At 65.4% G+C, this 11,522-nt stretch carries 10 protein-coding genes; 7 read left to right on the plus strand and 3 right to left on the minus strand.

Going from position 1 to position 11,522, the window contains the following annotated elements:
* The 4 genes from Q8R73_RS03595 to mdlC form a co-directional block, all read left to right on the plus strand.
* On the plus strand, positions 1-462 hold a 462-nt coding region (locus Q8R73_RS03595; protein ID WP_305718163.1), incomplete at its 5' end, for an acyl-CoA dehydrogenase family protein.
* Between the two features lie 11 nt (positions 463-473).
* Positions 474-1,604 (plus strand): CaiB/BaiF CoA-transferase family protein, encoded by a 1,131-nt coding sequence (locus Q8R73_RS03600; RefSeq protein ID WP_305718164.1) that lies wholly within the window; start codon positions 474-476, stop codon positions 1,602-1,604.
* Positions 1,601-2,455, plus strand: coding sequence for a MaoC family dehydratase N-terminal domain-containing protein (locus Q8R73_RS03605; protein ID WP_305718165.1), 855 nt, complete (start codon positions 1,601-1,603; stop codon positions 2,453-2,455). Before Q8R73_RS03600 ends, Q8R73_RS03605 begins: the two co-directional genes overlap by 4 nt.
* A 118-nt stretch (positions 2,456-2,573) precedes the next feature.
* Positions 2,574-4,193, plus strand: a complete 1,620-nt coding sequence (gene mdlC / locus Q8R73_RS03610; RefSeq protein ID WP_305718166.1) for a benzoylformate decarboxylase — start codon at positions 2,574-2,576, stop codon at positions 4,191-4,193.
* Positions 4,194-4,303: 110 nt separating this feature from the next.
* Here the strand turns inward: mdlC and Q8R73_RS03615 are convergent, their stop codons facing one another.
* On the minus strand, positions 4,304-5,098 hold the full coding sequence (locus Q8R73_RS03615; protein WP_305718167.1) for an SDR family oxidoreductase: 795 nt from the start codon (positions 5,096-5,098) through the stop codon (positions 4,304-4,306).
* Positions 5,099-5,125: 27 nt separating this feature from the next.
* Positions 5,126-5,821, minus strand: coding sequence for a hemolysin III family protein (locus Q8R73_RS03620; protein WP_305718168.1), 696 nt, complete (start codon positions 5,819-5,821; stop codon positions 5,126-5,128).
* Between the two features lie 168 nt (positions 5,822-5,989).
* On the opposite strand from Q8R73_RS03620, the gene Q8R73_RS03625 reads away from it, so the two are divergent.
* Positions 5,990-7,459 carry a YcjX family protein gene (locus Q8R73_RS03625; protein WP_305718169.1) on the plus strand — a complete coding sequence of 490 codons (1,470 nt, stop codon included), beginning with the start codon at positions 5,990-5,992 and terminating at the stop codon, positions 7,457-7,459.
* Complete coding sequence (locus Q8R73_RS03630) at positions 7,456-8,487, plus strand: YcjF family protein (RefSeq protein WP_305718170.1); 1,032 nt, start codon at positions 7,456-7,458, stop codon at positions 8,485-8,487. The genes Q8R73_RS03625 and Q8R73_RS03630 overlap by 4 nt, the downstream gene beginning before the upstream one ends.
* Here the strand turns inward: Q8R73_RS03630 and Q8R73_RS03635 are convergent, their stop codons facing one another.
* Entirely contained in the window at positions 8,488-10,014 is a 1,527-nt protein-coding gene (locus Q8R73_RS03635; RefSeq protein ID WP_305718172.1) for a glycosyltransferase family 39 protein, read from the minus strand.
* Between the two features lie 224 nt (positions 10,015-10,238).
* Between Q8R73_RS03635 and Q8R73_RS03640 the strand changes: the two genes are divergently transcribed.
* Positions 10,239-11,522: 2Fe-2S iron-sulfur cluster-binding protein (locus Q8R73_RS03640; RefSeq protein WP_305718171.1), on the plus strand; the 1,284-nt coding region annotated here is incomplete at its 3' end.

The following is an 11,522-nucleotide window of genomic DNA, read 5'->3' on the forward strand; positions in this document are numbered from 1 at the left end:
TTTCGCTACATCCTGTCCGGCATGAATGCCGAGCGCATCCTGATCGCGTCGGAATGCGTCGGCGACGCCAAATGGTTCATTGCCAAGGCCACCGCCTATGCCCGGGAGCGCGTCGTGTTCGGCCGACCGATCGGCCAGAACCAGGGCATCCAGTTTCCGATCGCCAAATCCTATGCGGCGATGCGCGCCGCCGAGCTGATGGTGAAGGAAGCCACCCGCAAATACGAGGCCGGGCTCGACTGCGGCGCCGAGGCCAACATGGCCAAGATGCTGGCGGCCGACGCCTCCTGGGAAGCGGCCAACGCCTGCGTGCAGACCTTTGGCGGCTTCGGCTTCGCCGAGGAATACGACGTCGAACGCAAGTTCCGCGAGACCCGGCTTTATCAAGTGGCGCCGATCTCCACCAATCTCATTCTGTCCTACGTCGCCGAACACGTGCTCGGCATGCCCCGCTCCTACTGAGAACGCCAACCATGCTGCCGCTCGAGGGACTGACCGTCATTGCCGTCGAACAGGCGGTCGCCGCCCCGTTCTGCAGTTCGCGGCTGGCGGATGCCGGCGCCCATGTCATCAAGGTCGAGCGACCCGAGGGCGACTTTGCCCGAGGGTACGATGCCGCGGCGAAAGGACAGAGCAGCTACTTCGTCTGGCTCAACCGCGGCAAGGATTCTGCGGTCATCGACCTCGCGACCGGGGAAGGCCGCGCCAGCCTCGAAGCGCTGATCGCCGGCGCCGACGTGCTCCTGCAAAACCTCAAGCCGGGCTCGATGGACAAGCTCGGCTTCGCGCTGGAGCGGCTGCGAAAAGACTATCCGAAGCTGATCTGCTGCACCATTTCCGGCTATGGCGACGACGGCCCCTACGCCGACCGGAAGGCCTATGATCTGCTGATCCAGGCCGAGAGCGGGCTGGCATCGATCACCGGCGGACCGGAGGGGCCGTCGCGGGTCGGCATTTCCGTGGTGGATATCGCCACCGGCGCCACGGCCCATGCCGCCATCCTCGAGGCCCTGATCGCGCGCGGACGCACCGGCAAAGGCGCCGACATCCGGATCTCGATGTTCGACGTGATGGCCGACTGGCTGGCGGTGCCGCTGCTCAATTCCGAAGCCGGCAATCCGCCCAAGCGGATGGCGCTGGCCCACCCCTCGATCGCACCCTACGGGGTTTTCCAGTCGAAGGATGGCAAGGGAATCCTGATCTCGATCCAGAGCGAGCGGGAGTGGAAGAAACTCTGCGCCGATGTGCTCGAAAAGCCTGAGCTTCCAGGCGACCCGCGCTTCGCCAACATGGTCGAGCGCGTCCGCAACCGGCAACTCACCGACCAGGCAGTCGGTGACAGTTTTGCCACGATGCAGCGCGTCGATCTGCTGAAGCGCCTGGCCGATGCCGATATCGCCTTTGCCGAGGTCAATACCATGGCCGATCTCGCCGTGCATCCGCATCTGCGACGCATCGAGGTCGATACCCCGAACGGCAAGGTGAGCTATGGCGCGCCCGCCGCGATCTTCGTCGGCGAGCCGCGTCACTACGGTGCCGTGCCCGGTATCGGCGACAGCCCCTCGACGGCCAAAATCTCTCACGTCCGGACCCAATCGACATGACCGAAAAACTCGACCTGGAGCATTTGCGTGGCTGGATCGGAAAAACCACTGAGGCTTCCGACATCGTCACCGCGCAGCTGGTCAAAGGCCTGCGCGCCACCCTGTTCCAGGAAATCGGCGAGCCGAAGACCGGCGATGCCGCGCCATGGACCGTGCATTGGTGCCTGGCGCAGCCGGTATTTCCGATGTCCGAACTGAGCCAGGATGGTCATCCCACCCGCGGCGGCTTCCTGCCCCCGGTGCCGCTGCCGCGCCGGATGTGGGCCGGCGGCGAGCTGGAGTTCTTCGAGCCGCTGCGCGTCGGCGATGAAGCCAGGCGGACCTCACGGATATCCGATGTGACCATGAAGACCGGCAGCACCGGCGTGCTGTGCTTTGTCTCGGTCGAGCATTTGATCACGACGCCGCGCGGCACCGCGATCCGCGAACGGCAGGATATCGTCTACCGGGACATGTCGACCACGCAGCCGGCGGCGCCCGCCAAGGCGCCCCCGCCGCCGCCCGTCGCCGGGCATCGCGAGAGCCACATGGCCGATCCCGTGCTGCTGTTCCGCTATTCGGCACTGACCTTCAATGGCCACCGCATTCACTACGACCGCGATTACGTCACCAAGGTCGAGGGTTATCCCGGCCTCGTGTTCCACGGACCGATGCAGGCGGCGTTCATCGTCGAACTGGCCGCCAAACTGCACGGCGGCACGGCGCCGAAGAAATTCAGCTACCGCGGCGTACAGCCACTGTTCGAAGGCAGCGAGTTCTCGGTCAACGCCAGCGAGGCCGGCGCCGGCATGGAATTATGGACCGCGAATTCGCAGGGCCAGCCGACCATGAAGGGCACGGCGAGTTGGTGAGGCTCGAGGACGTCATTCCGGGATGGTGCGCCAGCACCAGACCCGGAATCTCGAGATTCCGGGTTCGATGCTTCGCATCGCCCCGGAATGACGGATTGATCCTTTGAGGACTTAACCATTGTCCCGCAAGCCAGCCAAGACCACATCCGTCACCGTCAAGCAGGCCACGCTCGACCTGTTGCGATCGTTCGGCATCAGGAAAGTGTTCGGCAATCCCGGCTCGACTGAATTGCCGTTTCTCGCGGACTGGCCTGACGATATCGACTACGTGCTGGGCCTGCAGGAGGCCTCCGTGATCGGCATGGCGGATGGCTATGCGCAAGCCACCCGCAACGCCGGGTTTGTCAATCTGCATTCGGGCGCGGGCGTTGGCCATGCGCTCGGCAACATCTTCACTGCCCATCGCAACCAGACGCCGCTGGTGATCACGGCCGGCCAGCAGGCGCGCAGCATTCTGCCGTTGCAGCCCTTTCTCTATGCCGAGCGTGCCTCCGAATTTCCACGCCCCTATGTCAAATACTCGGTCGAGCCGGCGCGCGCCGAAGACGTGCCGGCGGCGATCGCGCGCGCCTATTACGTGGCGATGCAGCCCCCCTGCGGCCCGACCTTCGTGTCGGTACCGATCGACGACTGGACCCATCCAGCCCAGCCGATCGAGGCCCGCAGCGTCAGCCGGGAACTCGGCCCCGATGCCGGCGCGATGCGGGCGCTCGCCGACGCGCTCGCCGCCAGCAAGCGCCCTGCCCTCGTCGTCGGTCCCGGCGTCGATCGCGCGGAAGCCGTCGACCTGATGGTGCGGGTGGCGGAGAAGACGCGAGCGTCGGTCTGGATCAGCCCGTTTTCGGCGCGCTGCAGTTTTCCGGAACGCCATCCGCAACTCGCAGGCTTCCTGCATGCCTCACCGACGCAACTTTCCGACGCGCTGCGCGACCACGATCTCGTCGTCGTGATCGGCGCGCCGGTCTTCACCTTCCATGTCGAAGGCCATGCCTCGATCTTCGACGGCGCCACCACGATCTTCCAGATCACCGACGATGCGGCGGCTGCGGCCGTAACGCCCTTTGGCACCAGCATCATCGCGACCATGAAGCCGGCATTGACGAAGCTGCTGGAATTGCTGCCGGAAACGAAGCGGCCGATTCCGGCGGGCCGCGTGCTGCCTCCGGTGCCGCATGCCGGAGATCCGATTCCGGTCGAATACCTGCTGCACGCGCTGTCGTCGGCGATGCCCGACGATGCCGTGCTGGTGGAGGAAGCCCCGTCGCACCGTCCGGCGATGCAGAAATACATGCCGATGCGCGGCCAGGACAGTTTTTCCACCATGGCGAGCGGCGGCCTCGGCTTTGGCCTGCCCGCCGCGGTCGGCAAGGCGCTCGCCCGCCCCGGCATCCGAACCGTTTGCCTGATCGGCGACGGCTCGGCGATGTATTCGATCCAGGCGATGTGGACCGCCGCACAGCGCAAGCTGCCGCTGACGGTCGTGGTCATCAACAATCTGGGCTACGGCGCGATGCGCTCGTTCAGCCAGGTCATGCAGGTGCGCAATGTGCCCGGCCTCGATCTGCCCGGCCTCGACTTTGTGAAGATCGCCGAGGGCATGGGCTGCGACGCGGTGAGGGTCAGCACATCGGCCGAACTGGCACCCGCGCTAGCGCGCGGAATGGCGCATGACGGCGTCAGCCTGATTGAGGTGATGGTGGATTCCGCGGTGCCGCTGCTTTATGCGAAGAAGGGCTGACAACAATCGGCGCCGTCATTCCGGGATGGTGCGTTAGCACCAGACCCGGAATCTCGAGATTCCGGGTTCGATGCTTCGCATCGCCCCGGAATGACGAAGTAAGAACTCCGTCACTTCCCGTATGCTTCCCGCATCCTGGCCTGGATCTTGGCCATGCCCGAAATCCAGCGATCGTAATTCTCGGTCTTCTTGCGCATGTAGCCGAGCACCTGCGGGTGCGGCAGGATAACGAAGCTTTCCTGCTCAAGCCCCTTCAATACGTCTTCCGCCACCTGTTCCGGCGTGAGGTCCCCGTCGCCGGATTGCGGGCCCTTGGGAATGGACCGCAGCATGTTGGTGTCGACGCCCTGCGGGCACAGGATCGACACCTTGATGCCATCGGCCTTGTGCGAGATGGCGAGGTTTTCCGCAAAGCCCACCGCTGCATGTTTGGTCGTGGAATAGGCCGGGCTGCCGACCTGCGACAGCAGCCCCGCGGCGGAAATCGTATTGAGGAAATAGCCGCCGCCGCGCGCCTTCATGCGCGGGATCAGGTGCCGCGCGGCGTAGACATGCGCCATGACGTGAATGGCCCAGCTTCGCGCCCACGGCTCGTCGGAGGTACCGCCGGCATTGACCGACATCGGGTCAAAACCACCGCCTATGCCGGCATTGGAGCAGAACAGCGCGATCGGCCCAAACTTCTGCTCGGTCTCCTCGATGAGATGGCGGATGTCCTGCTCCTGCCCGACATCGCATTTGTACGCCGCACCATCGACCGAGGCGGCGACGGCCTGTGCATTGGCCAGATCGAGATCGGCGACCACCACCTTGGCGGCACCGGCGCGATGGAAGGCTTCACACAGCGCCCTGCCGATACCGTTGGCGCCTCCGGTGACAACCACCACCTTGCCCGCAACCTGCATTCCCCCACTCCGATTTTTTTAAAGGTTCTAGGCCAATACCAGATCGAGCACCGCGGTGTAATGGCAGGCGGCGCCAAGCAGCACGAAGCCATGCCAGATCGCATTCTGAAAGCGCAGCCGCTGCCAGGCATGAAAGATCACGCCGAAACTGTACAGCGCACCGCCCGCGAGCACGAACCACATGGCCATGGTGGGAAGCGATGTCGCAACCACGTCATAGAGCATGACGCCACTCCAGCCCATCACGAGATAAAGGCCGACCGCGACCCGATCGTAGCGGCCCGGCAATGCCAGCTTCAGCACGACCCCGACGATCGCCACACACCAGACGCCGATCAGGAGTGCCACGGCAAAGTTGCTGTCTTTCACCTGCATGATGACGGGTGTGTAGGTCGCCGCGATCAGCACATAGATCGCGGAATGATCGAAGCGGCGCAGGATCCACTTGGTCCGCGACACCGGCCACACATTGTAAATTGCCGAAAGCACCAGCATGGCCAGCAGGCCCGCGACATAGACCGACACCCCGACGACCTCGAACGCCGTGGCATAGACGGCCGTCAGCACCACCAGCACGGTGGCGGCGACCAGGCCGCAGAATACACCGATGCCATGTACGACGCCGTCGGCGATCAGTTCGGCCCGATCGTAATTCCAGCGGGTCGCCCCGGCGCCGGCATGGGCCGGGGTGGAGGCGATCGGCTTCATTCTAAAGAGGGTCATGTGGATCCGGGTGTTCTGCTCGGCGAATATGCGGCTTTGGAGAGGCCAACGAAGCGTGAGACACTCGGTTCCAATCGCGACGGAAGTATGAAACTTGATTTTGCCCCGCCAATCGCCACTTTGCGGTTAGCTTGTTTACCTTCCCTGAACCAAGTTGTCCCCTCCCGCATGGCCCCCAGCTTTCAAGATATCGTGGAGGAAGCGCGCCTGTCGGCGCGAGCCCTGAAGGACTATGGCGACCAGTTTTTCAATCCGACGGTCCGGCTCGGCGTCACCGGACTGTCGCGCGCCGGCAAGACCGTGTTCATCACGGCGCTGATCCACGGCCTCACCCGTGGCGGCCGTTTTCCGATCTTCGAGCCGTTCGCCACCGGGCGGATCGCCCGCGCCCGGCTGGAGCCGCAGCCGGACGACGCGGTACCGCGCTTTGCCTATGAGAACCATGTGCGCACCCTGATCGAGGCGCGGAACTGGCCGAATTCAACGGTCGATATCAGCGAACTCAGGCTGGTCATCGACTACCAGCGCCAGAACGGCGCGGACCGCAGCCTGACGCTCGATATCGTCGACTATCCCGGCGAATGGCTGCTCGACCTGCCGCTGCTCAACAAGAGCTTCGAGCAATGGTCGGCGGAAAGCCTTGCACTGTCGCGCGAGCCGTTGCGCGCGAAGCTGGCGGCGCCGTGGCACGGCCATCTCGGCACCCTGGTCGCGGAAGCCCCGGCAGACGAACAGTCGGCGCTCACGGCGGCCCGGCTGTTCACCGATTATTTGCGCGGCTGCCGCGACGAACGTTTTGCCATGAGCCTGCTGCCGCCCGGGCGCTTCCTGATGCCCGGCAATCTCGCGGACACCCCGGCGCTGACCTTCGCGCCGCTCGACGTGCCCATCGACGACACGGCGCCGGAGGGCTCGCTGTGGGCCATGATGGTGCGGCGCTACGAGGCCTACAAGGACGTGGTGGTCCGCCCGTTTTTCCGCGACCATTTCTCGCGGCTCGACCGCCAGATCGTGCTGGTCGATGCGCTATCGGCATTCAATGCCGGACCTGAAGCGCTGGTCGATCTCGAAGCCGCGCTGGCGGGAATCCTGGATTGCTTCAGGATCGGCCGCAGCACGTTCCTGAGCAGCCTGTTCCGGCCGCGGATCGACCGCATCCTGTTTGCGGCGACCAAGGCCGATCATCTGCATCATTCCAGCCATGATCGCCTCGAGGCCGTGCTGCGCCGTATCGTCGGCAGGGCGGTCGCACGGGCCGAGGACACCGGCGCCATCATCGACGTCGTGGCGCTGGCCGCCGTGCGCGCCACCCGCGAGGCGCAGGTGGCGCGCGGCCGCGACAAGCTGCCCTCGATCCTGGGGACGCCTGCATCGGGCGAGATGGCCAATGGCGAGGCCTTCGACGGCAATACGGAGGTCGCGACCTTTCCGGGCGACCTGCCGGCGGATCCCGAAGACCTGTTCAAGGGCGAAACCGGGTTTCGCGGCCTATCCAGCGCATCGGCCGAAAAAAGCGATTTCCGCTTCCTGCGGTTCCGCCCGCCCCCGCTCGAACGCGACGGCACCGACACGCCCGTACTGCCTCACATCCGCCTCGACCGCGCCCTCCAGTTCCTGATCGGAGACAGACTGCAATGAGCGAGCGCTCTCCTCACCGGCGGCCGGCGACCTTCAAGCTCGACGACCCCGGCGTCATCGTGATGGATCCGGACGATGCGAGCCGCCCCTCCAGGGGCACCATTCACGTCAGGCCGGAAGCCGATCCCGCGCTGCTGCCGGTCCTGGTCGAGGCCCCGCTCGTCCCCTTACAACGCGGCTTCCGCTGGGGCGCGATGTTCTGGAGCGCGCTCGGTGGGTTGGTCACGCTCGGCCTTGGGCTCGGCGTCACCCGTCTGATCGAGGACCTGTTCGCGCGCAGCGAGAGCCTGGGTTACATCGGGCTGGCCTTCGCCCTCGCCGCCGCGCTGGCGCTTGTCATCGTCATTACGCGCGAAGCGCTGGGGCTGGCGCGCCTTGCGACCATCGAGAAGCTGCACCTGCGCGCCAACGCCGTGCTCGCGAGCGACGATCGCACCGAGAGCCGCGCCATCGTCCGGGATCTCCTCGGGCTTGCGCGGGAGAACCCGCATCTGGCGCGGGCGCGCGCCGCATTGCAGGGCCATGCCGACGACATCATCGACGGCGCCGACATGATCCGCCTCGCGGAGCGCGAATTGATGACACCGCTCGACCAGGAGGCGCGCCGGCTGGTCTCGCAGGCGGCGCAGCGCGTTTCGGTGGTCACCGCCGTCAGCCCGCGCGCCGTGATCGACGTTCTGTTCGTGTTCGTGGCGGCGCTGCGGCTGATACGGCAACTGGCGCGGCTCTATGGCGCCCGGCCGGGCGCGCTCGGCATGATCCGGCTGATGCGCCACGTGATCGCCCATCTCGCCATCACCGGCGGCATGGCCGCGGGCGACAGTCTGATCCAGCAGATGCTCGGCCATGGCATCGCGGCAAAGCTGTCGCAACGCCTCGGCGAAGGCGTCCTGAACGGGCTGCTCACCGCGCGGCTCGGGCTCGCCGCGATCGACGTCACCCGCCCGCTGCCGTTCACCGCTTTGCCGCGCCCCGCGCTTGGCGACCTGGCAAAAGACCTGATGCGCAAGCGTGACGGCGACGAGTGACTACCGACCCGAGGCTGCGAGGACCACGCCCCGGTTACCCCGCAGCATTTCCGGCCCACCCGCCAGCGTGCGCGGGCGATAGAGCGGCGAATCCTTCCCGGGCGAAAGCTCCGGTGTCCAGCCGGTGAGCTTTTCCAGCGCATAGGTGTCCATCACCACCCCGCGCCAGCTGCGCTCGACCCGCTCCAGCGGCTCCCTGATCGCGGTCGTCGACATCCACACCGGGCTGCCATGGTCGGGCTCGCGCCCGACATAGAGCCCGGTACGGCCGCTGATCGCATTCATGCCGGGATCGCGAAACCCCTCGAACCTGCCGCGCTCGTTGATCTGAATGACAGGCAAGCGGTCGTTGAAGAACCAGCGCAGCATCGCGTAAGTGCGGTAGTCCGTGGTGGCGATCCAGCTCGCGCCGGTCGCCTGCAGTTGCGCCTGCGCTCTCTCCACCACCTGCCGATAGCCGGCCTCGCCGCCGATCGGATCGGCCCGGCCGATGAAATTCCAAGGAGCGACGACATAGTAGAGAAACACCGCAAAGACGAAGGGGATCCCGGAAGCGATCGCGATCCTGGCCCATCGGACCGTCGATTGCACCATCCAGGCCGGCCAGCCTTCGCGCGGCAGCATCGCGATGTTGATGGAAGCCGCGGCAAATCCGGCCGGCCAGATGAACATCGGCCAGGTATCGCCGATCCTCAGGGACAGCGATTTCCAGAAGAAATAACCGAGCGGGACGATCACGGCGGTCGACAGCAGGATGGCCACCGCATCGCCGCGGCGGTATCCCCGCCACGCCGTCAGCGCCACGCCCGACAGGACCACCGGTAGCAGGACGAAGCCGACCAGCCCGAATTGCAGCCCGATATAGTCGCCGACGGTGCGAAACGAAAATTCATGCGTTGCGGTGGCGCGTACCAGCTGGAATCGGAACGACGCCCAGTCGTGCTGCGAATTCCAGATCAGGACCGGCGAGAACACGATCATCGCGATCAGCGCCGCCACCCACGGATACGGGCTCACCAGCCAGCGCCGGCGCCACGCCGGCACCAGCATGAAGGCCGCGACAGCCGGAAGCAGCATCACCGCGGTGAGTTTCGACAGCAGCGCCAGCCCGGCGAAGGCGCCGGCCGCCAGCCACCAGCGCGCGTCGCTGCTCTCGTGCAGCCGCACCAGTGACCACACCATCGCGGCCGCAAACGGGATCAGCGCCACATCGGGCGACACTTTTGCCATCAGCAACCCGTAGTAAAGCGCGGCCTCGGGCATCAACACGGCAATCACGATCGCGCGCAGATCGTGTGTGACGCGTCGCACGATATCGGCGAGCAGAAGCTGGGTGATCAGCATCGCGACGATGCCGGCAAATCGCACGCCCAGATTGGTGTCACCGAAGATCGCGGTACCGAAGCGGATGAACCAGGCAATCATGGGCGGATGGTCGAGAAACGACAGCGCGCTCTCCTTCGACCAGGTCCAGTAGTAGGCCTCGTCGGTGCGCAGATCAATCACGCCGGCGTAAATCAACCGCATGACTGTCAACGCCGCGATCACGGCGACAACCGCGAGCAACTGCCGCTGGGATACGCGGTCCGGCGTTGCGCGGGCTTGATGGGGCGGGGGTATCGTCACGGCGCTTTCTCCCCGACTGCGACGGGGGTGTCAACTTGCAACGGACCCGGGCTCAATTCCCATGGCGTCCGGGCCGTTCCCAAACTACCATCGGCGGAATCGAAGAGCATTTTTGACCGGACCGCATGGCCTCACTCTCGCAACAGCTCCCGAAGCTCATCCGTGGCATCAGCGCCCGGCAGGTCCGGCTCGGCTGCGGGCTGGTGCTGTTTGCCTATCTGGTCAGCCATTTCCTCAACCACGCGCTCGGCAACGTCTCGATGGAGGCGCTGGCCGAAGGGGTCTATTACCATACGCTGTTCTGGCAATTTCTCCCGGTCGCGATCGTGTTTTACGCCGCCGCGCTGATCCATACCGGCCTCGGCCTCTGGGCGCTGTACGACCGCCGGCAATTTCGCTGGAGGGCGATCGAGCCGCTCCAGCTCGTGCTCGGCCTGAGCATTCCCGCGCTCATCATCGCCCACATTGTCGGTGTGCGACTGGGGCAGACGTTATTCGGCCACGAGAAGCTCTATCCGCAGGTGTTCTTCGCCTTCTGGATCGTGTGGCCGTACAAGATGTGGCTGATGTTCGCCGTCCTGATCATCTCCTGGGTCCATGGCTGCATCGGTCTCTATTTCTGGCTGCGGATGAAGGCGTTCTACAGGACCGCCGCGCCGTCTCTACTCGCGGCGGCGGTCCTGATTCCGGCGCTGGCCATGCTCGGGCTCTATCAGGGCGGACGAATTGTCGTCGACAGCGACAGCAAGGAGTGGCGGGCGGAAAATCTCTCGCGACAGCAGGTCGGTACCCAGGCCGAACAGGCCGTCCTCAAGTCCATCGAGGAGTACTTCCTGATCGGCTATCTCGGCCTGCTCGGATTCGTGCTGCTGGCAAGGGGCGTGCGCGCCCTCAACGAGCGCCGGGCCGGCATGGTCAGCCTGTCCTATGGCAACGGCAAGACGGTTCGCGTGCCGAAGGGCCTCAGCGTGCTGGAGGCGAGCCTGCGCAACAATGTCCCGCATGCCAGCGTGTGTGGCGGCCGCGCCCGCTGCTCGACCTGTCGCATTCGCGTGATCGGCGACTGCGCATCGCTGCCGGAGCCCTCGATGCGCGAGGCATTCGTGCTCGATCGCGTCGGCGCCGGCGCCGATCCGGCGATCCGGCTCGCCTGCCAGCTCCGACCGGAAGCCGATCTGTCGTTCTTCCAGATATTCCTGCCGCAGACCACGGCGGCGACCTTGCGGACTTCGAGCCCTTCGCGCATCGGCGAGGAACGCTATCTCGTCAGCCTGTTCGTCGACATGCGCGGCTCGACCAAGCTCGCGGAAAAGCGGCTGCCGTTCGACACCGTCTTCATCGTTAACCGTTTCCTCGGCGCGGTGTCGCAGGCCGTGATCGAATGCGGCGGCCAGCCCAACCAGTTCATC

The organism is Bradyrhizobium sp. (assembly GCF_030697065.1).
GTDB lineage: Bacteria > Pseudomonadota > Alphaproteobacteria > Rhizobiales > Xanthobacteraceae > Bradyrhizobium.